Consider the following 25,987-nt stretch of genomic DNA (forward strand, 5'->3'; position numbering starts at 1 on the left):
GCAGACATGGCGGGCGAAGAGGGACCGGGGTCACCCGTCACATCAGCTCGCACACAAGTCCACGCAAGGAGTCGTTATGGATGATCACTACCTCGCCGCCCCCGACCGTTACCAGCGCCAGCCCTATCGACCCGCCGGTCGCCACGGCCTGCGCCTGCCCGGCATAGCTCTCGGCCTCTGGCACAACTTCGGCGCCGAGTGCGATCCCGCCACCGCGAAAGCCATGGTGCACCAGGCGTTCGACCTGGGTATCACCCACTTCGATCTGGCCAACAACTACGGGCCGCCGCCGGGGTCGGCCGAGATCACCTTCGGCAAGCTGCTCAAGGGGAGCCTGGCCCCCTATCGGGACGAGCTCATCATCGCCAGCAAGGCGGGATACATCATGTGGGATGGCCCCTACGGTGACGGCGGCAGCGCCAAATACCTGTTTGCCAGCCTGCATCAGAGCCTGTGCCGGCTCGGACTCGACTATGTGGACATCTTCTATCACCACAGACCGGACCCGCGCACCCCGCTGGAGGAGACCTGCCAGGCGCTGGCCCTGATGGTGCGTCAGGGCAAGGCGCTCTACGTCGGCCTCTCCAACTACCCGGCCCCGCTCGCCGCGCAGGCCGCCGCCCGGCTGGCGGAGCTGGGCACCCCCTGTCTGGTCAATCAGCTCAAATACTCCCTCTTTCAGCGCGACATCGAGGCTGAAACCCTGCCGGTCTGCCGCGAGCACGGCATGGGGGTGGTCGCCTTCTCCCCGCTGGCGGGCGGACTGCTGAGCGATCGCTACCTGGCCGGCATTCCGGCGGATTCGCGCGCCGCCAGCACCAGTCCCTTCCTCAAACCCGAGCAGATCACCGCCGACAAACTGGCCACCATCCGCGCCCTGCATGCGCTGGCGCAGCAGCGGGGCCAACCACTGTCGCAACTGGCGCTGCAGTGGGTGCTGCGCGACCCTGTGGTGAGCTGCGCCCTGATCGGTGCCAGCAGCCCGCAGCAGATTATCAGCGCGGTGGAAGCACAGGCCCAACCCCCGCTGGATGCAGCGCTGCTGCAGCAGATCGAGGGGGTCCTGGCCGGGCAGGGCCCCGCCTGATCGGAGCCGCTGAGCGTCGAACGCCATGTAGGCCCGAATGAAAACCAACAACCTCGCTGTCGATCCCGCCAGCGGGGCCTGGCGCCAACACAATATTCACTGGTTGCCCGCTCGATTTTCCTCCATCATTGGTCGCCCCCGGCTCGGCTCGGGGCCGACTTCAACCGGACCAATAATCAAGAGATCTGAAACATGACAGAGTCTTACGCCCTGTTTGTCGCCTTCGTGCTGGGCATAGTGGAGGGCCTGACCGAGTTCCTCCCCGTCTCCTCCACCGGCCACATGATCATCGTCGGCCACCTGCTTGGCTTCGACGGCCCCAAGGCTGCCACCTTCGAAGTGGTGATCCAGATGGGTTCCATCCTGGCGGTGGTCGCCGTGTTCTGGCGCCGCCTATTTGGGCTCATTGGCATCCACTTCGGCCAGAAGCCGGCGCAGGGACACGCCACCCTCTCGCTGGTGCACATCATCCTCGGCATGCTGCCCGCCGTGATCATCGGCCTCGCCATCCACAGCTGGATCAAGGCCCATCTGTTTGGCCCGCAGACCGTGATGTACGCTCTGGTGGCCGGCGGCATCCTGCTGATCATCGCCGAGAGGTTTCGCCCGGCGGTACGCTCCGAAACCCTGGACGACATCAGCTACAAGCAGGCGTTCGGCATCGGCCTGTTCCAGTGCCTGGCGCTCTGGCCCGGCTTCTCCCGCTCCGGTGCCACCATCAGCGGCGGCATGCTGATGGGGATCAGCCGTCAGGCGGCCGCCGAGTTCTCCTTCATCCTGGCGGTGCCCATGATGGTGGCAGCCAGCGGACTGGACCTCTACAAGAGTCGCGACTTCCTCTCCATGGCCGACTTCCCCATGTTCGCGGTGGGTTTCGTCACCGCCTTCGTGGTGGCCATGATCGCCATCAAGACCTTCCTGGCGCTGATCCGTCGCCTCGACTTCATCCCGTTCGCCATCTACCGCTTCGTGGTGGCCTTCGCCGTCTACCTGGTGTTCGTGGCCTGATCCGGTCAGCGCATCATGCAAAAAGGGACCCGAGGGTCCCTTTTTTATTGCTTTGTCGGCTCAGTAGAGGCGATGGCTGATGCCGTTGAGCAGCCGCGACAACCCCTTGGTGAACTGTACCGGCGCGTCCTGCACCGTGTAGCAGAGGCAGCCGTCCGGCGTGTGCGGACTGTGGGCGTGGCTGGCATCGCGCCAGATGAAGTCCCCCGCCTGATAGCGGGTGTCGCCATCTTCGATGGTACCGGCCAGCAGCAGGGTCAGCTCATAACCCTTGTGAGTGTGCTCAGGGATGCGGCCTCCCGCCTCTATGTGCAGCAGGCTGGCACGGGCCCCCTGCTCGTCAAGCGGCAGGCTCACCTGCCGGATCGCGCCGATGTGGCGCCAGCTGGGGGCGTGGTGACGGGCCAGTACCCGTGGCAACCGGTACGACTGGCCCGCCACCTGCAACTCGGGCCGGGCCACCGCCGACTGACTCAATACGGCCGCAGTGGCCACCGGCTGTTGCAGGATGCCGGCCAGCATGGCATCGAACTCTGCCGGCAGTGGCTCGCACTCTTCGGCCGGGGTCAGGTATTGCCGGGCCAGCTCCTCTTCGCAGGCCCGCAGTCGGGCCGCACAGTCGGGGCAAAGCTCGCAGTGAGCGGAGACGCCGACGGCCAGCGGCAGGGGCAGTTCGTCGGCGGCAAAGGCGCGCAACATGGCCTGAACGGGATGGGCTTTAATCATGGCCTTGCTCCACTTGTTCCTTCAATTTCTGTAACGCCAGTCTGAGGCGGGATTTGATGGTGCCGAGCGGTACGCCGAGCCGGTCCGCCAGCTCCTGCTGGGAGAGCTCCTGCAGGTAGATGCCGCGCACCACCTGCTGCTGCGGTTCCGGCAGGGTGCCGACGTAGTGGGCCATCTGGCGGCTCAGCACGGCGTCTTCGCCGCCGCTCAGGTGCTCCTCTTCCGCCCTGTACTCCAGCATGGGCCACAGCTCTTCGGCACAGAGCTCCTCTTTGCTGGCGCGGCGCCGGCGCAGCATGTCGAAGCCCTGGTTGCGCATGACGGTGTAGATCCAGGTGGTGGCAGCTCCCTTGTCGGGATGGTAGAGACGGGCCTTCTGCCACACCAGCAGCATGGTCTCCTGCACCAGCTCCATGGCGTTGGCCTCGCTGCCGAGGTGGCGCAGCCCGTAGCTGCGAATACGCGGTGCGAAGTGCTGGAACAGAGCGGCAAAGGCGACCTTGTCGCCATGTTCGGCAACCCTGACGAGCAGGGACTTGAGATCGCCGGCTGGGTCATCCATGGGGGGCGATATCCTGTACGGAGTCGATTGTGATTGGCCAGTATATGCCATTGCGCCATGCCTTGAAGAGGGTGGTGAGTGCCAATACGTGCGGCGCGGCAAAAGGATCACCGGCGCGGCCATCAAAAACGGCTCAGTGGCTGGCGACCAGCAATCCGCTCAGCAGAGAGAGTGCCGGCTGGTTGTCTTCCGCCGCCACCAGCCACTGCTTCTGTTCAACGGGGATGGGCAGCACTTCCAGCCAGCGCTGGGCCACCCAGCTGGCATCGTCCCAGTCGGGGTTGCGATAGAGGGCCGCATATTCCGGGTAGTCGTTGAACACCTCCTGCAGCGCCCTGGCCAGCGAGTGCTGATCGGCATTGAGCCGGCCGGTGCGCCAGGGGGGCAGCACGTCCACCTCCCCGACCCGCAAGCCGTCCGACTCCTGCCACAGATCGGTGATCCTGACCCGCTCCATGCCGAGCACCGTGATGCCGAGCAGACCGTCCGGCAGCCGATCGAAGTCGACGATCCGTACCCTGGTGGCGATGGGGTACATGTTGCGCAGCGCATCGGGCTGGCGGGGATCCAGCATGCAGATAGCAAAACCCTGCTCTCCCGCCTCGGCGATCATGCGCTGATATCTGGGCTCGAAGATGCGCAGCGGCATGATGCCACCGGGCAGCAGGTGGGCCGAGAGGGGAAACAGCGCCAGTTTCATCGACAGATTCCTCGGTAAAAGATACCTGTTGATACGACCGGGGCGGCGGGGCAGATCATTCAGAACGAGTTGGAATAAAAAACCCCTTAACAATCAGGGGAAAATAGCCTGGACAAGCCGCTTCAATATGCAGTAGAAATGGATAAGCACCGTAATTTCCGTCCAATATTCTGGGATCTGGTGCCAAATGCAGTGAAATATCCGCCCGACCGCGAGCGGCGGGTCATCCCTATAGTTTTCTCGGGCCGATGCGGGTAAAATTCACGCCCTTATATATCAGTCATTTTTCGACGCGCAACCTTGGTGGTCAGTTATGAAAGAGCATATTCATCATCTACTTGAACAAACGGTAGCCAATCTCAAGTCAGCGGGCATCCTGCCGGCGGACCTGGAAGCCCGCGTGCAAGTAGACCGATGCAAGGAGAAGGCTCACGGTGACCTGGCCACCAACCTGGCCATGCTGCTGGCCAAACCGGCCCGCAAGAATCCCCGTGAGCTGGCCGCTGCCATCATCGAGCACCTGCCCGCCTCCGACCTGATTGCCAAAGTCGAGATCGCCGGTCCCGGCTTCATCAACTTCTTCTTCGACCCGAGCTGGCTGGCCGGTCAGGTAGAGGCCATGGTGACCTCCGCCAACGCCAACGTGAAGCTGCCAACCCCGCAGACCGTGGTGGTGGACTACTCCGCTCCCAACGTGGCCAAAGAGATGGCGGTGCATCACATCCGCTCCACCGTCCTCGGTGACGTGGCTGCCCGCGCCCTGGAGTTCCTCGGCCACAAGGTGGTTCGTGCCAACCATATCGGCGACTGGGGTACCCAGTTCGGCATGCTGATCGCCTATCTGGAGAAGATGGCCAACGAGCACGCCTCCGACATGGAGCTGCGCGATCTGGAAGCCTTCTACACCCAGGCCAAGCGTCACTACGACGAAGACGAAGCCTTCGCCGAGCGCGCGCGCAACTACGTGGTCAAGCTGCAGGGTGGTGATGAGTACTGCCGCACCATGTGGAAGAAGCTGGTCGACATGACCATGGAGCAGAACCAGCGCAACTACGACCGCCTGAATGTCTCCCTGACCAACAAGGACATCATGGGCGAGTCCATGTACAACGACATGCTGCCGGAAATCGTCGCCGATCTGAAAGCGCGCGGCCTGGCGGTCGAGAGTGAAGGCGCCACCGTCGTCTTCCTGGACGAGTTCAAGAACAAGGATGGCGAGCCCATGGGCGTCATCATCCAGAAGAGCGATGGCGGTTTCCTCTACACCACCACCGACATCGCCTGTGCCAAGTACCGTTACGAGACCCTGGGCGCCGACCGCGTGATGTACTTCATCGACTCCCGTCAGCACCAGCATCTGATGCAGGCCTGGACCATCACCCGCAAGGCGGGCTATGTGCCGGAATCCGTGCCCCTCGAGCACCACGCCTTCGGCATGATGCTGGGCAAGGATGGCCGCCCCTACAAGACCCGCTCCGGCGGTACCGTCAAGCTGGTCGACCTGCTGAATGAGGCGGAAGAGCGCGCCGCCGCCCTGCTGGAGAGCCGCAACAGCGATCTCTCCGCCGAGGAGAAGGCCCAGGTGGTGCACGCCATCGCCATGGGTGCGGTCAAGTATGCGGATCTCTCCAAGAACCGCACCACCGATTACATCTTCGACTGGGATCTGATGCTCTCCTTCGAAGGCAACACGGCGCCCTACCTGCAGTACGCCTACACCCGTATCCAGTCCATCTTCCGCAAGGCCGGCGTCGATGCCGATACCCTGGGCGGCAAGGTGGTCCTGAGCGAGGAAGCGGAAGAGACCCTGGCCCAGAAGCTGATCCAGTTCTCCGACGCGGTCAACGGCGTGGCGGACAAGGGCATGCCGCACCTGCTCTGTACCTATCTGTACGAGCTGTCCGGCAACTTTATGACCTTCTACGAAGCCTGCCCGATCAACAAGGATGGCGTGGACGAGGCGACTCGTCAGAGCCGTCTGCTGCTGTGCGCCGCCACCGCCAAGGTACTCAAGCTGGGCCTCGGCGTACTGGGCATCCACACCCTGGAGCGCATGTAATAGATGGCGACCCGGGATTATGTCGGCAGCCGCCCGCGACGTCGGGCGGGTGGTCGCAACACCAGGAAAGCGGCACCTCGCCGCTTTCCTGTTATCCCGGCCCTGCTGGCCGGGGTACTGCTGGCGGGGTTCGGCGGCTTCCTCTACATGATCAATGGCAAGGGCCACGATGCCCCCACCATTGAGGAACAGGTGAAGGCGAACAAGCCCAAAGCCCAGAGCAACGGCCTGCCGCAGGAGAAGTGGAGCTACATCGAACGGCTGGAGAACAAACAGGTCGACATCGTCGAGCCACCGCCCCAGCCGGGCGTGCTGCCGCCACCGCCGGCAGAAACCGTGACCCTGCAACCGGAAAAACTGCCACAGCCGGTGCCGACCAATATTCCCCAGCCCGGAACCCCCATCGGCCAGGTGCAACCCTACAAGCCGCAACCGGTACAACCGGCCAAGCCGGCGACCGGTGCGCCGGTGGCCAGTGCCCAGGAGCAGGTGATCGATCGCAAGGCCGAACGGGAGCGGATGGAGCGGGAGCTGCGCGCCGAACTGGAACGGGAACGGGCCGACGCCGCCAAGGCCAAGGCGGCAACCCAGACCACAGCGGCCGACAACGAGCGCTACATGATGCAGTGTGCCGCCCTGCGTTCGCAGGATTCCGCAGAATCCCTCAAGGCGCGCATCGCCTTCACCGCCGGGCTATCTTCCAGTCTGCAGGTGGTCAACGGGGCCGGTGGTGCCGTCTACAAGGTGATGGTGGGTCCCTTCAGCGGCAAGGCGGCGGCCGATGCGGCCAACCGCAAGCTGCAGGGCTCCGGCATCAGCGGCTGCATCCCCAAGAAGGGGTGATCGCAGCGTCCATAAACAGGGCCGGGTGGCAACACCCGGCCCTGTTTCTTTTGGTGCCAGTCGCCACCACTCCCAGCCAACCCAGTTGGCCGCGCCAGCGCGCAGGCTTGAAAAACCGGATTGCCATCCCCATCTCTCTTGCCATGCACAGTCAGGCCGTCATTCGGCTCAAGCGAGGTAAGTAAAGTGACTACCATAGTTTCAGTTCGCCGCAACGGTCAGGTCGTCATCGGTGGCGATGGCCAGGTTTCTCTTGGCAACACCGTCATGAAGGGCAACGCCCGCAAGGTTCATCGCCTCTACAACGGCAAGGTGCTGGCAGGTTTTGCCGGCGGCACCGCCGACGCCTTCACCCTGCTCGAGCGCTTCGAAGCCAAACTGCAGGCCCATCAGGGCAACCTGGAGCGCGCCGCCGTGGCGCTGGCCAAGGACTGGCGCACCGATCGCGCCCTGCGCCGCCTCGAAGCCCTGCTGGCCGTCGCCGACGAGCACAAATCCTTCATCATCACCGGCAACGGTGACGTGGTGCAGCCGGAGCACGATCTCATCGCCATCGGCAGCGGCGGCAACTTCGCCCAGTCCGCCGCCATCGCCCTGCTGGAGAACACCGAGCTCGACGCCAAAAGCATCGTCGAGAAGTCCCTCAAGATTGCGGGCGACATCTGTGTCTTCACCAACGGCAACCACACCATCGAAGTGCTGGATTATTCAGCTAAATAAGTCGGCGAAATAGGGCCGCCAAATAAGGCCGCCAGCCAAACCCCATTTTCCAAGGGGTGGGCCCTGCCCGCCCCGGATACAGGAACGCCATCATGTCCGAGATGACCCCGAGAGAAATCGTCCACGAGCTGGACAGACACATCATCGGCCAGGCCGACGCCAAGCGCGCGGTCGCCGTCGCCCTGCGCAACCGCTGGCGCCGGATGCAGCTCGATGAAGAGATGCGCCATGAAGTGACCCCGAAAAACATCCTGATGATCGGCCCGACCGGTGTCGGCAAGACCGAGATCGCCCGTCGTCTGGCCAAGCTGGCCAACGCCCCCTTCATCAAGGTGGAAGCGACCAAGTTCACCGAAGTGGGCTATGTGGGCAAGGAAGTGGACAGCATCATCCGCGATCTGACCGATGCCGCCATCAAGCTGGTGCGCGAAACCGAGATGGAGAAGATGAAATACCGCGCCGAGGAAGCCGCCGAAGAGCGCATCCTCGACGCCCTGCTGCCCAACCCGCGCAACAGCTGGGGCGAGGAAGAGAAAGCTGACAACTCCAACACCCGCCAGATCTTCCGCAAGAAACTGCGGGAAGGTCAGCTGGATGACAAGGAGATCGAGCTGGAGCTCTCCGCCTCCCCGATGGGCGTCGAAATCATGACCCCGCCGGGCATGGAAGAGATGGCCAACCAGCTGCAGGGGCTGTTCCAGAACCTGGGCCAGAACCAGAAGAAGAAGCGCAAGATCAAGGTCAAAGAGGCCATGAAGGCGCTGATCGAAGAGGAAGCGGCCCGTCTGGTCAATCCGGAAGAGCTGAAGCAGAAAGCCATCGCCGCGGTCGAGAACAACGGCATCGTCTTCCTCGACGAGATCGACAAGATCTGCAAGCGTGGCGAGAGCTCGGGCCCGGACGTTTCCCGTGAAGGGGTGCAGCGCGACCTGCTGCCGCTGGTCGAGGGCTGCACCGTCAACACCAAGCACGGCATGGTCAAGACCGATCACATCCTGTTCGTCGCCTCCGGCGCCTTCCAGATCGCCAAACCGTCTGACCTCATCCCCGAGCTGCAGGGTCGCCTGCCGATCCGGGTCGAGCTGACCGCGCTGACCACCGATGACTTCGAGCGGATCCTGACCGAGCCGAACGCCTCGCTGACCGATCAGTACCAGGCGCTGATGGCTACCGAAGGGGTCAACATCGAGTTCACCCAGGATGGCATCCGCCGTCTGGCCGAAGCGGCCTGGCAGGTCAACGAGCGCACCGAGAACATCGGCGCCCGCCGCCTGCACACCGTGATGGAGCGCCTGATGGAAGATATCTCTTTTGATGCCTCCGAGAAGTCCGGCGAGACCTTCGTCATCGACACTGACTACGTCAACGCCCACCTCGGCAAGCTGATTGAAGACGAGGATTTGAGCCGCTTTATCCTGTAACAGCTTGATCGAAGACGAGGATCCGAGCGGTTTACTATCCTGCTCAACCCCGTAGCAAGACGCCTCCCCTGTGGAGGCGCCTTCGTTTTCTGCGTCCTCCCAGCTCGCAGCCTTCCCGGGTCGCATTGCCCGGTACGTCGCGTTCACCTCTTCCCGCCAGCCAGAGTGTGACCACCCCTGACAGAGTCAGCATGCAGACCCCACTCACCCCTTCCCCAGGTCCCTCGCCTGTGTTGGCTATCAATGAAGGAATCTTTCACGCTTTTTGACGGTATGGACATTTCTTTGCAGGGTCAGCCAGGCAGCCCCTGCGACGCTGGCCCCGATCCCCACGCCATAACCAATTGCACCACTGGTATACCTATTTATGTATAGCTTTGAATTGTCAGGAATTACCCCTGAGGGGATATATAAATAGACACTTGATTTGCATCAATCGCCCGCCCCTGCCGACTGGGTAGCCTAGCCTCAGAATGATGTTTTATTACTCCAAACTAGAGGCAATCATGAGCAAAGTCAGACTGGTCGTTGTGGGCAACGGCATGGTGGGGCACCGCTTCATCGAAGAGCTGATCGAGCGGGCCGACCCGGGCCGCTACGAGATCACCGTCTTCGGTGCAGAACCCCGTCCCGCCTACGATCGCGTCCATCTCTCCTCCTACTTCTCCCATCACACCAGCGAAGATCTCTCTCTTGTCAAACCCGGCTTCTACGACAAGCACGGCATCCGCCTGCTGCTCGGCGAAGCGGTGAAAAAAATCGACAGGGCCAACCGCGAAGTGCACTCCAACAAGGGCACTGTGGTCGGTTACGACAAGCTGGTGCTGGCCACCGGCTCCTATCCCTGGGTGCCGCCCATTGCGGGCAGTCAGCACCACGAGTGCTTCGTCTACCGCACCATCGAGGATCTGAAAGCCATCCGCAACGCGGCCAAGAGCGGCAAGAGCGGCGTGGTGATCGGGGGCGGCCTGCTTGGCCTGGAAGCCGCCGGCGCCCTCAAGGCGCTGGGCCTCGAGACCCATGTGGTGGAGTTTGCTCCTGTGCTGATGGCCGAGCAGCTCGACGGTCAGGGCGGCCAGCTGCTGCGCCGCAAGATTGAATCCATGGGCGTGCAGGTGCACACCAGCAAGAGCACCAGCGAGATCCTGATGCATGGCGGTGAGCAGGCGAAACACCGCCTCGCCTTTGCCGACGGCAGCCAGCTGGAAGTGGACGTGGTGGTCTTCTCTACCGGCATCCGCCCGCAGGATACCCTCGGTCGCTACGGCGATCTGGCCATCGCCGAGCGCGGCGGTATCGTCATCGACGATCACTGCCTCACCTCCGACCCCGACATCTATGCAATCGGCGAGTGCGCCGCCTGGCAGGGTCGCTTCTTCGGGCTGGTGGCGCCGGGCTACAAGATGGCCCAGATCACCGTCGACCATCTGCTTGGCGGCGACAGTCGCTTCGAAGGGGCGGACATGAGCGCCAAGCTCAAGCTGCTCGGCGTCTCCGTCGGCTCCATCGGCGATGCTCATGGCCGCACCCCGGGCAGCCACAGCTATGTGTTCCAGGACGACCAGGCCGGCGTCTACAAGAAGATAGTGGTGAGCGAAGACAACAGCCGATTGCTCGGCGCCGTGCTGGTAGGTGACGTGGAGGATTACGGCAACCTGCTGCAGATGATGCTCAACGCCCTGCCCCTGCCAAGCCACCCGGACACTCTGATCCTGCCCGCCTACGCCGGCGCCAAGCCGACCCTGGGGGTGGATGCCCTGCCCGAAAGCGCCCAGATCTGCTCCTGCTTCGACGTCTCCAAGGGCGACATCGCCCAGGCCGTCGCCGAGGGTCACACCACCCTGGCCGCCATCAAGCAGCACACCAAGGCCGGTACCGGCTGCGGCGGCTGCGTGCCACTCATCAGCCAGGTGCTCAACGCCGAGCTGGTGAAGCAGGGCATCGAGGTCAACAACCACCTCTGCGCTCACTTCCCCCACTCCCGCCAGGAGCTGTTCCACCTGGTCAAGGTAGAGGGGATCAAGAGCTTCGACGAGCTGCTGGCCAAACACGGTCAGGGCCATGGCTGCGAGGTGTGCAAACCGACGGTCGGCTCCATCCTTGCCTCCTGCTGGAACGAGTACGTGCTGAGCCCGCTCAACACCCCGCTGCAGGACACCAACGACATCTTCCTCGGCAACATGCAAAAGGACGGCACCTACTCCGTCATCCCGCGCATGGCCGGCGGCGAGGTAACCCCGGAGGGGCTGCTGGCGGTGGCCGAAGTGGCCCGCGACTACAAGCTCTACACCAAGATCACCGGCGCCCAGCGCATCGGCCTGTTCGGGGCCCAGAAGGATGATCTGCCGGCCATCTGGCGCAAACTGCTGGCGGCCGGCTTCGAGACCGGTCAGGCCTATGCCAAGGCGCTGCGCATGGCCAAGACCTGCGTCGGCAGCACCTGGTGCCGCTTCGGCGTGCAGGACAGCGTCGGCCTCGGGGTCTTCCTCGAAAACCGCTACAAGGGCATTCGCACCCCCCACAAGATGAAGTTCGGCGTCTCCGGCTGTACCCGCGAATGTGCAGAAGCCCAGGGCAAGGACGTTGGCATCATCGCCACCGACGCGGGCTGGAACCTCTATGTGGGCGGCAACGGCGGCATGAAGCCGCGCCACGCCGATCTGCTGGCCTCGGACCTTGATAGAGAGACCCTGATCAAGCTGATCGACCGCTTTATGATGTTCTACGTCACCAGCGCCGACAAACTGCAGCGCACCTCGGTCTGGCTCGGCAACCTGGAAGGGGGCGTCGACTACCTGCGCGAGGTGATCGTCGACGACAAGCTCGGGTTAAACGAGACCCTGGAGCGCGATATCCAGGCCCTCATCGACAGCTACGAGTGCGAATGGTCGCGCACCCTCAACGAAGAGCAGGCGTTGCAGCGCTTCAGCCACTTCATCAACAGCGACAAGCGCGACCCGGACGTTCAGTTCGTCGCCGAACGCGCGCAGCACAGACCCGCCACTCCGGCCGAGCGCATCCCTGTCTACCAGATCGAGGTGGAAACCAAATGATGAAACTTGCCTGCCAACTCAACGGCACCCTGCCGGGCTGCATGGACGTTTGCGCCCTGCTCGATAGCCAGTCTATCCAACTCGAGGTGGAGATTAAGCGATGAAACTTGCCTGCCAACTCAATGACATCCTGCCGGGCTGCATGGACGTTTGCACCCTGCTCGATAGCCAGTCTATCCAACTCGAGGTGGAGATTAAGCGATGAAACTTGCCTGCCAACTCAACGACATCCTGCCGGGAACCGGCGTCTGCGCACTCATTGAAGGTCGCCAGATCGCCCTGTTCCGCCCGAGCGCAGCCGCCGAGGTGTTCGCCATCGACAACCGGGATCCCTTCTTCGCCGCCAACGTGCTGTCGCGGGGCATCCTCTGCGAACACGACGGCGAGCTCTGGGTCGCCAGCCCCCTCAAGAAGCAGCGCTTTCGCCTGAGCGACGGCCACTGCTTCGAGAACGCCGCCATGTCGGTGCAAAGCTATCCCGTTGAAGTGCGCGATCAGCAGGTCTGGGTCGCCGTCTGATGCCGACAAACCCCAGATCCATGTCGTTACAGGACTACGTCCCCGTCAAAGTACGTGATCCGCAGATCTGGGGCATCGGCTAACACCATGCATATCAGGGCTGCCCGCGAGCGGCCCTCTTGAAGGAAACAAAGATGCATACCGAAACCATCAACAAGTGCGCCGCCAACGCGGCCCGCATCAACCGCTTCGAGCGCAGCGACAAGCTCGGCTTCTGGCTCAGCTCCGCCATGGCGGGGGCCTATGTGGGCCTGGGCATCATCCTGATCTTCACCCTGGGAAACCTGGTGGATCCCACCATCCGGCCACTGGTGATGGGGGCCACCTTCGGCATCGCCCTGACCCTGGTCATCATCGCCGGCTCCGAGCTGTTCACCGGCCACACCATGTTCCTCACCTTCGGGGTGAAGACCGGCAAGATCACCATGGGTGACCTACTGCGCATCCTGCCGCAGACCTGGGCCGGCAACCTGATTGGCTCCATCGTGGTGGCGCTCATCTACTCCTACGGCGGCAGCCTGCTGCCGGATGCGGGCAGCCTGGCCCACAAGGTGGCGCTGGCCAAGACCCAGGCACCGGCGCTGACCCTGTTTATGAAGGGGATCCTCTGCAACTGGCTGGTCTGCCTCGCCATCTGGATGGCGCTGCGCACCGAAGGGGCCGCCCGCTTCATCGCCATCTGGTGGTGCCTGCTGGCCTTTATCGCCTCCGGCTACGAGCACTCCATCGCCAACATGACCCTGTTCGCCCTCTCCTGGTTCGGTGCCCACTCCGAGGCCTACACCCTGGGCGGCATCGGCCACAACCTGCTGTGGGTGACCCTGGGCAACACCGTCTCCGGCGCCCTCTTTATGGGCCTCGGCTACTGGTATGCCACCCCCAAGGCTGAGCGCCCGATCGCGGTGAGCGACGCCACCAACACCGCCAGCCGGACCCAAACCGCCTGATCAGGAGGCCCCATGGACTACTTGCCCATCTTTTGCCGACTCGACAACAAACCCGTGCTGCTGGTCGGCGGCGGCGAGGTGGCGGAGCGCAAGGCGCGCCTGCTGCTGGATGCCGGTGCCCTCCTCACAGTGGTCGCGCCCGAGCTCGACCCCGAGCTGGCGGAACTGGCTGCCAACGGCAGCATCGAGTGGCTGGACGCCGAGTTTGCGCCAGCACAGCTGACGGGCAAGTGGCTGGTGGTGGCCGCCACCGATCGGCGCGAGGTGAACGCCCTGGTCTACCAGAGCGCCAATCAGGCACGGATCTTCGCCAACGTGGTGGACGACCCGAAGCGCTCCAGCTTCATCATGCCGTCGATCATCGACCGCTCGCCGCTGATGGTGGCCATCTCCTCCGGCGGCAAGGCCCCGGTACTGGCCCGGCTGCTGCGGGAGAAACTCGAAGCCATGCTGCCCCAGCACCCGGGGGCCGTGGCGGCCTTCGCCGGCAGCCTGCGGGATCGGGTCAAGGCGCGCTTCGCCACCATGGGGGAGCGGCGCCGCTTCTGGGAGCGGCTGCTCGGGGCCGAACGCCTCGGGCAGGCGCTGGCGCGGGGGGATAGTGCCTCTGCCAACCAACTGGCCGACAACCTGTTTGCCGATGAAGGCCAGACCGGTGGCGAGGTGGTGCTGGTCGGTGCCGGCCCCGGCGATCCGGGCCTGCTCACCCTGCACGCCCTGCGCCAGATGCAGCAGGCGGACGTGGTGGTCTATGACCGGCTGGTCTCGGACGAGGTGATGGCGCTGGTGCGCCGCGACGCCAAGCGCATCTTCGTCGGCAAGCAAGCGGGCAACCACTGCGTGCCGCAGGAGGGGATCAACCAGCTCTTGCTGGAGGAGGCGAAGAAGGGGCAGCGGGTGGTGCGGCTGAAGGGAGGTGACCCCTTCATCTTCGGCCGTGGCGGCGAGGAGCTGGAGACGCTCGTTGGTACTGGCATTGGCTTTCAGGTGGTGCCGGGGATCACGGCGGCCAGCGGCTGCGCCGCCTACGCCGGCATTCCCCTCACCCACCGGGATCATGCCCAGAGCGTGCGCTTCGTCACCGCCCACGGCAAGGGGGGCGCCCAGGATCTCGACTGGCCGCTGCTGGCCAAAGACAGGCAGACCCTGGTGTTCTACATGGGGCTATCGAGCTGTGCCACCATCCGCGCGCAGCTGCTGGCCCACGGCAAGGGGGGCGACACCCCGGTGGCGCTCATCGAGCGCGGCACCCGGCCGAGCCAGCGAGTCATTCGCGGCACCCTCGATCAGTTGCCCGAACTGGCAGTGGGGGTCGAAAGCCCGGCCCTCATCATGGTGGGATCTGTGGTAACCCTGGCTGACTCCCTCGCCTGGTTCGGTCAAGGATGTGCCGCAGAGGCGGCCCTGGCCTCGGCCTGATCGCTACATCCATTCCAACGCCACCCTTGGGTGGCGTCTCTTTTCCTGCATTTACTGTCATAACCTCTTGTTTTGAGTCTGGTATCCTATGGGGTGTGTCAGCCGGACCACCGAATTCAGGAATTCAGTTTCATGTCTCTCCCCGCCAAGAACAACGCCAAGCAGCGTGAACAGGACAGAGCCCGCATCCTCACCCTGCTGCTCGCCGACGACGCCCTCACCGACAGCCTGCTCGACCCGCAAGGGGAGCAGGACGCCGAACTGCGGAACCAGACCAGCGAGCTCACCCGACTGGTCAACAGCCTGCCCGCCGCCGATATCGCCGATGCGCTGGAATCCCTGCCGCCGGACGAGCGTCACGTACTGTGGCAGCAGGTGGACGCGGACAAACACGGCCAGATCCTGGTGGAGGCCTCGGAGACGGTGTGGGACAGCCTCATCAGCGGCATGAGCGACAAGGAGCTGCTGCATGCCCTGAGCACCCTCGACATCGACGACCAGATCTATCTGGGTCAGTACCTGCCCCGCAACCTGATGGGGCGGCTGCTCACCTCCATGGCTCCCATGGACAGGGATCGGGTGCGGGAGGTGATCCGCTACGGCAAGCACACGGTCGGCGCCATGATGGACTTCGACCTGGTGACTGTGCGTCCGGATGTGACTCTGGCCACCGTCCAGCGCTACCTGCGCCTGCGCGGCCAGATCCCGGAGAACATCGACAAGTTGTTCGTCATCGACCGGCGCAACCGGCTGCAGGGAGAGCTGCCGCTCACGACCGTGTTGCTGCACAGACCCGAGACCCGGGTGAGCGATGTGATGGAGAAGGATCCGGTCACCTTCGATCCGGAGGACAACGATGAGGCCGCCGCCCGTACCTTCGAGCGGGACGACCTGGTCTCCGCCGCCGTGGTGGATGCCAGGGGCAAGCTGATGGGCCGCCTCACCGTCGCCGAGGTGGTGGATCTGGTCTATGAGGAGAGCGATACCGACCTGCGCCGAATGGGGGGGATCAGCGAGGAGGAGGACGTGTTCGCGCCCGTCTCCAAGGCGGTCAAGACCCGCTGGGCCTGGCTCGCCATCAACCTCTGCACCGCCTTCGTGGCATCGCGGGTGATCGGCCTGTTCGAGCACACCATCTCCCAGCTGGTGGCGCTGGCGGCCCTGATGCCCATCGTCGCCGGCATCGGCGGCAACACCGGCAACCAGACCATCACCATGATAGTGCGGGCGCTGGCGCTGCAGCACATCCAGACCGGCAACGTCTCCTTCCTGCTGTGGCGCGAGCTGGGGGTGGCCCTGATCAACGGCCTGGTGTGGGGCGGCACCATGGGGGTCGCCACCTACATCCTCTATCAGGATGCGGCGCTGGGCGCCGTGATGACGCTGGCCATGATGCTCAACCTGCTGGTGGCGGCACTGATGGGGGTCATCATCCCCATGACCATGAGCCGGCTGGGCCGCGACCCGGCGGTGGGTGCCAGCGTGATGATCACCGCCATCACCGATACCGGCGGCTTCTTCATCTTCCTGGGGCTGGCCACCCTGTTCCTGCTTTGATCCGGTCTGCAACAAAAAGGGAGCCTTCATGGCTCCCTTGTTCATTCGATGCGGCCGCTACACCCGGTATTTGGCCACTGCCTGGTTGAGCAGCTTGGCCTGCTCGGTCAGGCCGTGACTCGATTTGGCGTTCTCCTCCGCCATCAGACTCGACTCCTGGGCGATGTCGCGGATGTTGTTGACGTTGCGGTTCACCTCGTTGGCCACCAGGCTCTGCTGCTCGATGGCGGCGGCAATCTGGGTGCTCATGTCCATGATGTGGGTGACGTCCTGGGTGATCTGCTCCAGCAGTTCGCCCGCCATGCTGGCCTGTTCCGAGCTGCTGTTGCCCTGCTCGCGGCAGGTCGCCATCATGCCCACTATGTTGCCGGTCTGCTTCTGCAGCGAGCTGATGATTCCGGCGATCTCCTGGGTCGACTTCTGGGTGCGGATGGCGAGACTGCGCACCTCGTCCGCCACCACCGCAAAGCCGCGGCCCTGATCCCCCGCCCGCGCCGCCTCGATGGCCGCGTTCAGCGCCAGCAGGTTGGTCTGCTCGGCGATGCCGCGGATCACGTCCAGCACAGAGCCGATGGTTTCACTCTCCTGCTGCAGCTGAGCCACTTCGCGGGAGGAGCTCTCCAGGTTGTCGGCCAGGGAGCGGATCTGGCTGACGGTGTTCTCCACCGCACTGCGCCCCTCCATCGCCTTGTTGTTGGTGGTCTGGGCATTGTTGGCGGCCTGCTCGGTGTTGCGGGCTATCTCCTCTATGGTGGAGCCCATTTCAGTGGAGGCGGTCGCCACCATGTCGGTCTCCTGCAGCTGGCGAGCCGCCCCCTCGCTGGTGCGGCGCACGTTGCCTGAGAGGTGATCCGCCGCCTCGGTCAGGGTGTGCACGCTCTGCTTCACGTCGCCAATAAGGTGGCGAAAACCTCCCAGCATGACGTCCAGGTTGCTCGCCAGCTGCGCCATCTCATCCGCCCCCTGCAGCTCGATCTTGAGGCGCAGGTCGTTATCCTGCCGGATGCGGTTGACGGTGTCGTTCACCCGCGAGATGGGGCGATCGATGCTGCGGCCCAGCAGCATGCTCATGATCCCCATCAGCACTATGATGACGCCACCACAGACCAGCATCAGGGTATTGAGCCGCGAGATCTGCCGTACCAGCTCGTCGGCGATGTGCTGGTCGACCGCGGCGAACCCCTGCTCGGTCTGGTGCACCAGCTCCCGCATCTGGCTGCGCAGCCCCTCCTCCTCGTTCAACCCCAGCACCTGCATTCCCTGCACCAGGGCGATGAAGTCCTGCTTGTACTGCTCGCTGGCCTGCTCCAGCTTGTCGCGTTCAGCCTCCGGCAAGGTTGCGAGCCGCTGCTGGAAATCCTTGTGCAGGGTCTGGAAACGCTCCAGATACTGAATGTCGGAGCGCAGCATGAAGTCTTTCTCCGCCCGCCGCAGCTGCAGCATGGTGATGAGCAATCCCTGCTCATCCAGCTGCTTGAGCCCCTCCTCCACCTCGTGCACCGCCGTCCGCAGACGACCGTAGAGCCCATCCTCCGGCCCCAGCCCGATCTTCTGCTGCTGGGCCACCAGCTCGTTGAAAGCCTTGCCATAGGCCTCCATCTGCTGATCCAGCCGGGTCAGCTCACCCTGCACGGCACTCAGGTTGTCATCCTGGCTCAGGGTCTGGTTGAGCCGATGAAAGTCAGCCAGCACTTCATTGAAACGGGTAACGAAGGCAAGCTCCTTGCGGATCAGGAAGTCCTTCTCCGCTCGTCGCAGGTTGAGCATGGCGATCTCCAGGCTGTCCACATTGCGCTGGGCCTCGGTCAGATGGCGACTCACCTGGTTGGAGTAGAAAAACAGGCTGCTCAATACCAGCATGGCCACGGCGACCAGCGCGGTATTCAGGATCAATTTATGACGGATGAGCACGGTGAACCTCTTACAAACATGGTGGGCATGCATTGAGCTTATGCAGAAAACGTTATCCCCGTTGTTGTTCAAGGAATATTCATTGAAATGCCGGTCCCACTCCTTATACTGGATCCCACCTGTTTCCAGCGGTGGATTTGACACAATGGAATACAACACTTCAGAACTGTGCGACATCTATCAGGACATGGTGGATGTGCTCGAACCCATGCTCTGCTCCTTCGGCGGCCGCGCCTCCTTCGGCGGCGTCATCACCACAGTCAAATGCTTCGAATCGAACGGCCTGATCCGTGAACTCGTCAAAGAGAACGGCGTTGGTCGGGTACTGCTGATCGATGGCGGCGGTTCCATGCGCCGCGCCCTGATCGACAGCGAGATCGCCACCACGGCGGCGGAGAACGAGTGGGAAGGGATCGTCTGCTACGGCTGCGTGCGCGAGGTCGACATTCTGGAAGATCTGGATATCGGCATTCAGGCACTGGCGGCCATCCCGGTGGGGGCCGACAGCAAGGACGTAGGCGAGACCGATCTGCCGGTCAACTTCGGCGGCGTCACCTTCTTGCCGGACGACCACCTCTACGCCGATACCACAGGGGTGATCCTCTCCCCCGATGCGCTCGACATCGAGTAAGCAGAGCAGAGTGAAAATGGGAGCCAAGGCTCCCATTTTTTATGCCCGCGTGCTGCCGGACGCGGACAAAAAAGAGGGCCAGTAAAAACTGGCCCCTTAACTGGAAGCAATGTGAGCAATGTCGTGCCTTCACAAGAAGTCCATCACGTTGGAACGAATGAAGTCTTTCCCGGAAAACAAGGTAACAATAATCATTCTCATTTAACTAAACAACCCTTATTTGCCATAAATGCAAAAAAATTGACCACCCCGAGGGGTGGTCAATGTCGTCAGGCTTGCCGTGTGGCCGTTTGCAGGCCGCTCAAACCGGCCTCGCCCACCAGCTTGCGGCTGAGATAACGCAGCAGCACGCCGTAGAGCGGCACAAACAATCCCAGGCTTATCAGCAGCTTGAACACATAGTCCACGGTTGCGATCTCGACCCAGTGCTCGGCCATGAAGGGGTCCGTGCTGCGCCAGAAGGCGATGGTGAAGAAGGTGATGGTATCCACCAGATTGCCGAACAGGGTGGAGGCCGCCGGTGCCACCCACCATGCTTTCAGCAGCCGCAGCCGGTTGAACACCACCACATCCATGAACTGGCCCACCAGATAGGCCATAAAGCTGGCCAGGGCGATACGTGCCACGAACAGGTTGAACTCGGCCAGATTGCCAACGCCCTGGAAGCTGCCCTCGAAGAACAGCACCGACAGCGCATAGGAGATGGCCAGCGCCGGCAACATCACGGTCTGGATGATCTTGCGCGCCAGACCGGCACCGAAGATCCGCACCGTCAGATCGGTGGCCAGAAAGATGAACGGGAAGCTGAAGGCACCCCAGGTGGTATGGAAGCCGAAGATTGTGATCGGCAGCTGCACCAGGTAGTTGCTGCTGGCAATGATCAGGATGTGGAACAACGAGAGGCGCACCAGCGCCGTCTGGTGCTGAGCAGGGGTCAGATTCATATTGTGACCTTTTTGGTTAATGGGGTTAGGGAACCCATACCGCCACCATTGGCGATAATTGAGGGGCGAGATTATACGCCCCCAAATTGATAGTTCAATCTTTATGCTGTGGGTTGAGGCGCCTGCTCAGCCCTGATGCTGGCGGGCCAGCCAGAGCAACACCTCGGCATCGGCCGGCTGCTCCGCCGCCAGCCAGCAGCCGCTGTAGTGTTCGTACTCGAGCCGAATGCGGCTCCCCCTCAAACTCCAGCAGCCAGCTGTGACGATCGGCGCCACATTCCCGCTCGATCGCCACCAGCTCCCACTCCTGCAACAGGGCGTTGGCCAGGGCCGGAAAGCTGTCCCAGTCGAGCGCAGGGTGCACCAGCATCACCACCCCGGCCTCCCTGTCTATCTGCGCGATACGCCAGTTCATCTGCGGCTCCTCAACTGCTGCAAGAGAGCTCGCCACCGCAATACCATGCCGGCTGCGGAGTAGCGAGAGCCTCGTATTCGGGTTGCTCATCATAGGGGTGCTGCAGGGCCGCAAACAGCCGCTCGAACGGCACCATGTCTCCTCGCTCGGCAGCCTCGATCACCTGCTGGGCCAGCGCGTTGCGCAGCACATACTTGGGATTGACTGCATCCATCTGCCCCTTGCGCACTGCATCCTCGCTCCCCTCCCGAACGAGGCGTGCCCGATAGGCCTCGAGCCACCCTTGCCAGGCGGCAGGATCCGGCAGCAGGACCAGCAGGCTGGCGGGCCACGCTCCCTCTCGCGTCACCTCACCGAGACGACGCAGGAACAGGTGGTAATCCACCTTGTGCGCCGCCAGCAGCCTGAACAGCTCGCGAAACAGTGCCGGGTCCTCCTCTTCCCACACCGCCAGCCCCAGTTTGGCGCGCATCAGCTCGGAGTAGTGCAGCATCAACTGGTGTTCGTACTGGGCCAGGGCCGCAGCCAGCGCGTCCCCATCGACGTGGCCGGCCAGCGCCTGCGCCAGCTTTTGCAAATTCCAGTAACCGACAGCTGGCTGCTGATCCAGCGCATAGCGACCGCCCGGATCCGAGTGGTTGCAGACAAAGTCCGGCACATAGGCATCGATGAAGCCGTAGGGACCGTAATCCAGGGTCAGCCCGAGCAGCGACATGTTGTCGGTGTTCATCACCCCGTGGCAGAAGCCTGCCGCCTGCCACTTGGCGATGAGCCGCGCGGTGCGGTGCACCACTTCGGCAAACAGCTCGGCACCATCGGCCAGCTCGGGGAAATGGTGGCGGAGCAGATAGTCGATAAGGATCGGGATCCGCTCCCCCAGCCCGCTCCAGGCGAAATACTCGACGTGGCCGAAGCGCAGATGACTCGGGGCAGTGCGCAGCACGGTCGCGCCCGTCTCCACCTGTTCGCGGTAAACCGGCTCTTGGCTGCCTACCAACACCAGCGCCCGGGTGGTGGGGATGCCGAGGGCATGCATCGCCTCGGAGGCCAGATACTCGCGAATGCTGGAGCGGAGCACGGCACGGCCATCGCCGAAGCGGGAGAAGGGGGTCTTGCCCGCCCCTTTCAGGTGCAGGTCCCAGCGTTGGCCATCCGGCGCCAGCTGCTCCCCCAGCAACAGGGCACGGCCATCACCGAGACGCGGGCTGTAGCCGCCGAACTGATGGCCCGCATAGACCTGGGCCACCGGCTGCATGCCGGGCAAAGGCTGGCCATGACCACAGCAGGCCAGCCAGTCGGCCTCGCTCACCGCCCCCAGCCCCAGCTCGCCGAGCAGCGCACGGTTGAGGTGCAGCAGGCCGGGGGCATGCAGTGGTTGGGGGGCGACGGGCTCACAGGCCCAGGGCAGTTCGGTGGCAAAAGTGTTGATCAGCTTCATGGTGGCGCGGTTCGTCCCTGCGTATGCTCGTGTCACTCTTTATACCGCCGTCGGCCAGCAGTGGCTAACGGGCGATGCGCTATTTCATTTCAAGGAGAAGAAGATGCAAAGATGGTTGGGCGCCCTGCCCCTGTTGCTGTTGTTGTGGGGGCCGGCCCAGGCGGCCGATGTCGAGGCTGGCAAGGCCAAGGCCGCCGTATGCGCCGCCTGTCATGGTGCCGAAGGCAGGGCCCTTGTCCCCAACTATCCCCATCTGGCGGGACAAAACGCCGCCTATCTGGTGAAACAGCTGAAGGCTTTCAAGGATGGCAGCCGCAAGGAGCCTTTGATGGTGCCCTTCATGGCGCCGCTCAGTGAGGCGGACATGGAGAACCTGGCAGCCTATTACGCCAGCCTGAAATAACCGGCGCGCCCGGTAGACGGGCGCCCGTTGGCGACGCTCCCGCCCGGTGCAACTTCGCCAACCTTTTACCGGCGGCAGTAGTCGATGATCAGATCCATAAAGGCTTCGCCGAAGCGTTCCAGCTTGCGGTGACCGACGCCGTTGATCGCCAGCATCTCATCTTCCGTCATCGGCATGAGCTGCGCCATCTCCACCAGGGTCGCATCGTTGAACACCACGTAGGGCGGCACCTCTTCATCCTCGGCGATCTGCTTGCGCAGCGCCCGCAGCTCCTTGAACAGCCGCTTGTCGTAATTGGCGTTGTCGAGCAGGCCGTTGCGCTTCTCCTTGCGACTGGAGATGGGCTGCAGGCGGGGCACCGCCAATTCCAGCTTTACCTCGCCGCGCAGCACGGGGCGGGCCGCCTCGGTCAGCTGCAGCACCAGGTTGCGGGTGATGTTCTGGGTCAGCAACCCCTTGTGGATCAGCTGGCGGATCACGCTCATCCAGTACTCGTGGCTCTGATCCTTGCCGATGCCGTAGGTCGACAGCTTGTCGTGGCCATGATCCTTGATGCGCTGATTGAGCGAACCTCGCAGCACCTCCACCACATAACCTACCCCGAAGTTCTGCCCCACCCGCCAGACGCAGGAGAGCGCCTTCTGGGCATCTTCGGTGCCGTCATAGCTTTGGGGCGGATCCAGACAGATATCGCAGTTGCCGCACGGCTTGTCGTTGTACTCGCCGAAGTAGTTGAGCAGCACCTGACGGCGGCAGGTCTGCGCCTCGGCGAAGGCCGCCATCACGTTGAGCTTGTACTGCTCCACCTGCAGCTGCTGGGGGTTTTCGATGTTGTCGAGCAGCCGGCGCACCCGCCCGATGTCGGCGGGATCGTAGAGCAGCAGCGCCTCGGCCGGGGTGCCGTCGCGCCCAGCCCGACCGGTCTCCTGATAGTAGGATTCGATGTTCTTCGGGATGTCGTAGTGCACCACGAAGCGCACGTTGGGCTTGTCGATGCCCATGCCGAACGCCACCGTCGCCACCACTATCTCGATGTCATCTTTGAGGAAGGCCTCCTGGGTCTGCTGGCGCAGCTCGAGGGGCAGGCCGGCATGATAGGGGGCCGCCTTGCAGCCGTGGCGGGAGAGCCGCTCGGCCACCTCCTCCACCCGGTTGCGGCTGGAGCAGTAGACGATGCCGCAGTTGCCCTTCTGGCTCTGCACGTAGCGCAGCAGCTGTTCGGCCGCCTTGAACTTCTCCACCAGGCTGTAGCGGATATTGGGCCGGTCGAAGCTGGCAGTGTGGATAAAGGGATCCTGCAATTCCAGCCGGTGCAGCATGTCGCTGCGGGTCGCCTCGTCGGCGGTAGCGGTGAGCGCTACCACGGGCACCTGGGGGAACCACTGCTTGAGCCGGCCCAGTGCCGCATACTCCGGCCGAAAATCGTGCCCCCACTGGGAGACGCAGTGCGCCTCGTCGATGGCGAACAGGCCGAGCGGCAGCTCCGCCAGCCGGTCCATGAATTCATGCTGCAGCAAGCGTTCGGGAGAGACGTAGACGATTTTTATCTCGCCGCGCCGCATGGCGGCAAAGTTCTGGATCATCTCCTCCCGGCTCAGGGCCGAGTTGATATAGACCGCCGCCACGCCGTTGGCGCGCAGGCTGTCCACCTGATCCTTCATCAGCGAGATGAGGGGAGAGACCACTACCCCGAGCCCGGGACGCAGCAGCGCCGGGATCTGGTAGCAGAGCGACTTGCCGCCGCCGGTGGGTTTGAGCACCAGCGCATCGCGCCCCGCCACTATCTGCTCGATGATTTCGAGCTGACCCGGCCGAAACTGCTGATAGCCGAACACCGCCTGCAACAGGGCAAGGGGGTTCTCTGGCTGAGGGTCAGGCAGGGTTTCGGCAATGACGGTCATGGGCTCTCCTTTGGGGTCGCCATTCTAAAGCAGCCGCCGCCCACAATAAACCTGCCATTGCGACTGTTAAGGAAGTGTTGCAGACTGGCTGGAGTTTTTACTCGGCTATGCCGACAGGGATTGGACTCAAGGAATGAAACAGATGCTCAAGAAGATGGCGCTCAGTGGCATTGCCAACCTGTTCGCCGAGAGGATGCCCTTCAACAAGCTGATCGGCATGCAGGTCACCCACTACGACTTCGACAAGGTGGAGCTGCGCATCAAGATGGAGGAGAAGCTCATCGGCAATCCCTTCCACAACATCCTGCACGGTGGCGTCACCGCCAGCCTGCTCGACGTGGCCGGCGGCATGATAGTCGCAGCCTCCTGCATCGACGAGCTGGAAGACTTCTCCCCCAGCTACCTCAAGGAGCGCTTCTCCCGCCTCGGCACCATCGATCTGCGGGTGGACTATCTTCGTCCCGGTCGCGGCAACGAGTTCATCGCCACTGCCCACATCATCCGGGCCGGCAGCAAGGTCGCCGTCGCCCGCATGGAACTGCACAACGAAGAGGGGACTCATATCGCCTTCGGTACCGGCACCTACCTGGTGGGCTGAGCCAGCCTATTGCATAAAAACAGTGCTGCTAATCTGATTTTAATCATTAGAAACCTTACCCCCTCTGCCGTCACGAGGTTCATACTGAAAGTCGGGATTGTGTGCAGAGGGAGGATTGCAGGCGATGAGTGCGAAACTGGCCACCAAACCATCCAGAGCCTTGTTGAGGCAGCTCGAGTCCATGCTCGACGAGGTGCAGACACCCGAGTGTCGCCACTGGCTGGAACAGGAGCTTGAGGGATACTCTCTCTGTTCGCCCCTGCCCTGGTATCGCATCATAGCCTGTCGGCAACGCGGTCACTTCTTGGATCTGAAGACGGGAAAATACCTGACCTGTCATATCAACAGTCAAACGCTAAGCCAACGCGATCTGGCCCAGATTCAGTTCATCTATGCCCGTGAACCCGCCGCCCACTATTTGCTGCAACGCAATTCCGGTATTGAGCCCTGGCCGGAACAGCTGCTGGAAGATTATCAGGAGCAGCTGATCCCTGGCCATCTGTGCCTGCAAGCCTGGCATGAGCCCGTGTCTTCATTACGCGAACAACTGATGGAGGGAATAGAACATTTCATTAGTGAGTACCCCAAGCACGCGGCCTTGCAACCTCAACACAGCTTCAAGGCATTGCGGCATCAGCACTGGCATATCTAACAGGCGCCTGGCGCGCAAGGAGGGCACCATAGACAGAACCCAAACCCAACGAGAGATTGCCACAATCTAGAGTGCCGGAGTCAGGATCAGACTCCACCCTGGGCCACCGAGCGGTGGCCCTTTTATTGTCTGGTTGTCTGACGCGGAACAACCCAACAAATGAGACAGCGAGACAGCGAGACAGCGAGACAGCGAGACAGCGAGACAGCGAGACAGCGAGACAGCGAGACAGCGAGACAGGAAAGTATCGCATACCATCGAACGACTGCCAGAGTTAGAGCCAGCCTCTGCTGAGGCGAACGCCAAATGCGAAAAGGCCGCTCTATTGAGCGGCCTTTTCTAAGGTGGTCGGTGTGAGAGGATTCGAACCTCCGACCCCTTCGTCCCGAACGAAGTGCGCTACCAAGCTGCGCTACACACCGATGTCTGCGGGACGGGAATTTACCGAAAGCCCCGACCCGACACAAGCCTTT

General features: G+C 62.9%; 22 protein-coding genes, 1 tRNA gene and 1 pseudogene. 15 read left to right on the forward strand and 9 right to left on the reverse strand.

Going from position 1 to position 25,987, the window contains the following annotated elements; genetic code table 11:
- Nucleotides 1-76: 76 nt before the first annotated feature.
- Both CAK78_RS19690 and bacA read left to right on the forward strand, forming a co-directional pair.
- Nucleotides 77-1,087, forward strand: coding sequence for an aldo/keto reductase (locus CAK78_RS19690; protein WP_094698397.1), 1,011 nt, complete (start codon nucleotides 77-79; stop codon nucleotides 1,085-1,087).
- Between the two features lie 192 nt (nucleotides 1,088-1,279).
- Entirely contained in the window at nucleotides 1,280-2,095 is an 816-nt protein-coding gene (gene bacA, locus CAK78_RS19695; RefSeq protein WP_094698399.1) for an undecaprenyl-diphosphate phosphatase, read from the forward strand.
- Nucleotides 2,096-2,155: 60 nt separating this feature from the next.
- Here bacA and CAK78_RS19700 read toward each other — a convergent pair whose 3' ends face one another.
- From CAK78_RS19700 to CAK78_RS19710, 3 genes are all read right to left on the reverse strand, one after another.
- On the reverse strand, nucleotides 2,156-2,821 hold the full coding sequence (locus tag CAK78_RS19700) for a ChrR family anti-sigma-E factor (protein WP_094698401.1): 666 nt from the start codon (nucleotides 2,819-2,821) through the stop codon (nucleotides 2,156-2,158).
- Nucleotides 2,814-3,383, reverse strand: a complete 570-nt coding sequence (locus CAK78_RS19705; RefSeq protein ID WP_176452863.1) for a sigma-70 family RNA polymerase sigma factor — start codon at nucleotides 3,381-3,383, stop codon at nucleotides 2,814-2,816. The genes CAK78_RS19700 and CAK78_RS19705 overlap by 8 nt, the downstream gene beginning before the upstream one ends.
- A gap of 133 nt (nucleotides 3,384-3,516) precedes the next feature.
- Nucleotides 3,517-4,083 carry an LON peptidase substrate-binding domain-containing protein gene (locus tag CAK78_RS19710; RefSeq protein ID WP_176452864.1) on the reverse strand — a complete coding sequence of 189 codons (567 nt, stop codon included), beginning with the start codon at nucleotides 4,081-4,083 and terminating at the stop codon, nucleotides 3,517-3,519.
- Between the two features lie 313 nt (nucleotides 4,084-4,396).
- Here CAK78_RS19710 and argS point away from each other — a divergent pair, with 313 nt between their 5' ends.
- From argS to mgtE, 9 genes are all read left to right on the forward strand, one after another.
- Nucleotides 4,397-6,142, forward strand: a complete 1,746-nt coding sequence (gene argS / locus CAK78_RS19715; RefSeq protein WP_043170599.1) for an arginine--tRNA ligase — start codon at nucleotides 4,397-4,399, stop codon at nucleotides 6,140-6,142.
- A 3-nt stretch (nucleotides 6,143-6,145) separates the two neighbouring features.
- Nucleotides 6,146-6,985, forward strand: a complete 840-nt coding sequence (locus tag CAK78_RS19720) for an SPOR domain-containing protein (protein ID WP_094698404.1) — start codon at nucleotides 6,146-6,148, stop codon at nucleotides 6,983-6,985.
- A gap of 186 nt (nucleotides 6,986-7,171) precedes the next feature.
- Nucleotides 7,172-7,705: an ATP-dependent protease subunit HslV gene (gene hslV, locus CAK78_RS19730; RefSeq protein ID WP_005306539.1), complete on the forward strand. Its 534-nt coding sequence runs from the start codon at nucleotides 7,172-7,174 to the stop codon at nucleotides 7,703-7,705.
- 92 nt (nucleotides 7,706-7,797) lie between these two features.
- Nucleotides 7,798-9,126 (forward strand): HslU--HslV peptidase ATPase subunit, encoded by a 1,329-nt coding sequence (gene hslU / locus CAK78_RS19735; protein WP_094698406.1) that lies wholly within the window; start codon nucleotides 7,798-7,800, stop codon nucleotides 9,124-9,126.
- Nucleotides 9,127-9,632: 506 nt separating this feature from the next.
- The gene (gene nirB / locus CAK78_RS19740) at nucleotides 9,633-12,179 is read left to right on the forward strand and encodes a nitrite reductase large subunit NirB (protein ID WP_176452865.1); all 2,547 of its coding nucleotides are present in this window, start codon (nucleotides 9,633-9,635) and stop codon (nucleotides 12,177-12,179) included.
- Between the two features lie 201 nt (nucleotides 12,180-12,380).
- On the forward strand, nucleotides 12,381-12,698 hold the full coding sequence (gene nirD, locus CAK78_RS19745; protein WP_094698408.1) for a nitrite reductase small subunit NirD: 318 nt from the start codon (nucleotides 12,381-12,383) through the stop codon (nucleotides 12,696-12,698).
- Nucleotides 12,699-12,832: 134 nt separating this feature from the next.
- Nucleotides 12,833-13,645: a nitrite transporter NirC gene (gene nirC / locus CAK78_RS19750; protein ID WP_094698410.1), complete on the forward strand. Its 813-nt coding sequence runs from the start codon at nucleotides 12,833-12,835 to the stop codon at nucleotides 13,643-13,645.
- 12 nt (nucleotides 13,646-13,657) lie between these two features.
- The gene (cysG, locus tag CAK78_RS19755) at nucleotides 13,658-15,064 is read left to right on the forward strand and encodes a siroheme synthase CysG (RefSeq protein WP_094698412.1); all 1,407 of its coding nucleotides are present in this window, start codon (nucleotides 13,658-13,660) and stop codon (nucleotides 15,062-15,064) included.
- A 132-nt stretch (nucleotides 15,065-15,196) separates the two neighbouring features.
- Entirely contained in the window at nucleotides 15,197-16,621 is a 1,425-nt protein-coding gene (gene mgtE, locus CAK78_RS19760; RefSeq protein ID WP_176452866.1) for a magnesium transporter, read from the forward strand.
- 57 nt (nucleotides 16,622-16,678) lie between these two features.
- On the opposite strand, the gene CAK78_RS19765 is transcribed toward mgtE, so the two are convergent.
- Complete coding sequence (locus tag CAK78_RS19765; protein ID WP_094698414.1) at nucleotides 16,679-18,532, reverse strand: methyl-accepting chemotaxis protein; 1,854 nt, start codon at nucleotides 18,530-18,532, stop codon at nucleotides 16,679-16,681.
- A gap of 145 nt (nucleotides 18,533-18,677) precedes the next feature.
- Between CAK78_RS19765 and rraA the strand changes: the two genes are divergently transcribed.
- Nucleotides 18,678-19,163: a ribonuclease E activity regulator RraA gene (gene rraA / locus CAK78_RS19770; protein ID WP_005306574.1), complete on the forward strand. Its 486-nt coding sequence runs from the start codon at nucleotides 18,678-18,680 to the stop codon at nucleotides 19,161-19,163.
- Nucleotides 19,164-19,432: 269 nt separating this feature from the next.
- Here rraA and CAK78_RS19775 read toward each other — a convergent pair whose 3' ends face one another.
- From CAK78_RS19775 to CAK78_RS19785, 3 genes and pseudogenes are all read right to left on the reverse strand, one after another.
- A complete protein-coding gene (locus tag CAK78_RS19775; RefSeq protein WP_010635778.1) occupies nucleotides 19,433-20,107 on the reverse strand; it encodes a 7-cyano-7-deazaguanine/7-aminomethyl-7-deazaguanine transporter in 675 nt (224 codons plus the stop codon).
- 126 nt (nucleotides 20,108-20,233) lie between these two features.
- Nucleotides 20,234-20,522 (reverse strand): annotated as a pseudogene (locus tag CAK78_RS19780) (DUF3630 family protein).
- A 10-nt stretch (nucleotides 20,523-20,532) separates the two neighbouring features.
- The gene (locus tag CAK78_RS19785; protein WP_094698415.1) at nucleotides 20,533-21,960 is read right to left on the reverse strand and encodes a protein adenylyltransferase SelO; all 1,428 of its coding nucleotides are present in this window, start codon (nucleotides 21,958-21,960) and stop codon (nucleotides 20,533-20,535) included.
- Between the two features lie 103 nt (nucleotides 21,961-22,063).
- Here CAK78_RS19785 and CAK78_RS19790 point away from each other — a divergent pair, with 103 nt between their 5' ends.
- Nucleotides 22,064-22,363 (forward strand): c-type cytochrome, encoded by a 300-nt coding sequence (locus tag CAK78_RS19790; RefSeq protein WP_094698416.1) that lies wholly within the window; start codon nucleotides 22,064-22,066, stop codon nucleotides 22,361-22,363.
- Between the two features lie 65 nt (nucleotides 22,364-22,428).
- Here CAK78_RS19790 and recQ read toward each other — a convergent pair whose 3' ends face one another.
- A complete protein-coding gene (recQ, locus tag CAK78_RS19795; protein ID WP_017784196.1) occupies nucleotides 22,429-24,264 on the reverse strand; it encodes an ATP-dependent DNA helicase RecQ in 1,836 nt (611 codons plus the stop codon).
- Nucleotides 24,265-24,397: 133 nt separating this feature from the next.
- On the opposite strand from recQ, the gene CAK78_RS19800 reads away from it, so the two are divergent.
- Together CAK78_RS19800 and CAK78_RS19805 are read left to right on the forward strand one after the other, a co-directional pair.
- Nucleotides 24,398-24,862 (forward strand): thioesterase family protein, encoded by a 465-nt coding sequence (locus CAK78_RS19800; protein WP_029306122.1) that lies wholly within the window; start codon nucleotides 24,398-24,400, stop codon nucleotides 24,860-24,862.
- Nucleotides 24,863-24,986: 124 nt separating this feature from the next.
- Nucleotides 24,987-25,514, forward strand: coding sequence for an AbiTii domain-containing protein (locus tag CAK78_RS19805; protein ID WP_005306599.1), 528 nt, complete (start codon nucleotides 24,987-24,989; stop codon nucleotides 25,512-25,514).
- A gap of 345 nt (nucleotides 25,515-25,859) precedes the next feature.
- Here the strand turns inward: CAK78_RS19805 and CAK78_RS19810 are convergent.
- A tRNA-Pro gene (locus CAK78_RS19810) sits at nucleotides 25,860-25,936 on the reverse strand.
- Nucleotides 25,937-25,987 lie beyond the last annotated feature (51 nt).

The organism is Aeromonas sp. A35_P (assembly GCF_002259925.1).
Classification (GTDB): domain Bacteria; phylum Pseudomonadota; class Gammaproteobacteria; order Enterobacterales; family Aeromonadaceae; genus Aeromonas; species Aeromonas dhakensis.

Bases quoted from the DNA above. Each gene is read 5' to 3' on its own strand.
- rraA (WP_005306574.1), top strand. From the start codon at position 18,678: ATGGAATACAACACTTCAGAACTGTGCGACATCTATCAGGACATGGTG.
- CAK78_RS19785 (WP_094698415.1), bottom strand. From the start codon at position 21,960: ATGAAGCTGATCAACACTTTTGCCACCGAACTGCCCTGGGCCTGTGAG.
- argS (WP_043170599.1), top strand. From the start codon at position 4,397: ATGAAAGAGCATATTCATCATCTACTTGAACAAACGGTAGCCAATCTC.
- nirB (WP_176452865.1), top strand. From the start codon at position 9,633: ATGAGCAAAGTCAGACTGGTCGTTGTGGGCAACGGCATGGTGGGGCAC.
- CAK78_RS19800 (WP_029306122.1), top strand. From the start codon at position 24,398: ATGAAACAGATGCTCAAGAAGATGGCGCTCAGTGGCATTGCCAACCTG.
- CAK78_RS19700 (WP_094698401.1), bottom strand. From the start codon at position 2,821: ATGATTAAAGCCCATCCCGTTCAGGCCATGTTGCGCGCCTTTGCCGCC.
- CAK78_RS19710 (WP_176452864.1), bottom strand. From the start codon at position 4,083: ATGAAACTGGCGCTGTTTCCCCTCTCGGCCCACCTGCTGCCCGGTGGC.
- CAK78_RS19790 (WP_094698416.1), top strand. From the start codon at position 22,064: ATGCAAAGATGGTTGGGCGCCCTGCCCCTGTTGCTGTTGTTGTGGGGG.
- nirC (WP_094698410.1), top strand. From the start codon at position 12,833: ATGCATACCGAAACCATCAACAAGTGCGCCGCCAACGCGGCCCGCATC.
- CAK78_RS19805 (WP_005306599.1), top strand. From the start codon at position 24,987: ATGAGTGCGAAACTGGCCACCAAACCATCCAGAGCCTTGTTGAGGCAG.
- bacA (WP_094698399.1), top strand. From the start codon at position 1,280: ATGACAGAGTCTTACGCCCTGTTTGTCGCCTTCGTGCTGGGCATAGTG.
- nirD (WP_094698408.1), top strand. From the start codon at position 12,381: ATGAAACTTGCCTGCCAACTCAACGACATCCTGCCGGGAACCGGCGTC.
- hslU (WP_094698406.1), top strand. From the start codon at position 7,798: ATGTCCGAGATGACCCCGAGAGAAATCGTCCACGAGCTGGACAGACAC.
- cysG (WP_094698412.1), top strand. From the start codon at position 13,658: ATGGACTACTTGCCCATCTTTTGCCGACTCGACAACAAACCCGTGCTG.
- CAK78_RS19690 (WP_094698397.1), top strand. From the start codon at position 77: ATGGATGATCACTACCTCGCCGCCCCCGACCGTTACCAGCGCCAGCCC.
- CAK78_RS19705 (WP_176452863.1), bottom strand. From the start codon at position 3,383: ATGGATGACCCAGCCGGCGATCTCAAGTCCCTGCTCGTCAGGGTTGCC.
- recQ (WP_017784196.1), bottom strand. From the start codon at position 24,264: ATGACCGTCATTGCCGAAACCCTGCCTGACCCTCAGCCAGAGAACCCC.
- CAK78_RS19720 (WP_094698404.1), top strand. From the start codon at position 6,146: ATGGCGACCCGGGATTATGTCGGCAGCCGCCCGCGACGTCGGGCGGGT.
- mgtE (WP_176452866.1), top strand. From the start codon at position 15,197: ATGTCTCTCCCCGCCAAGAACAACGCCAAGCAGCGTGAACAGGACAGA.
- CAK78_RS19775 (WP_010635778.1), bottom strand. From the start codon at position 20,107: ATGAATCTGACCCCTGCTCAGCACCAGACGGCGCTGGTGCGCCTCTCG.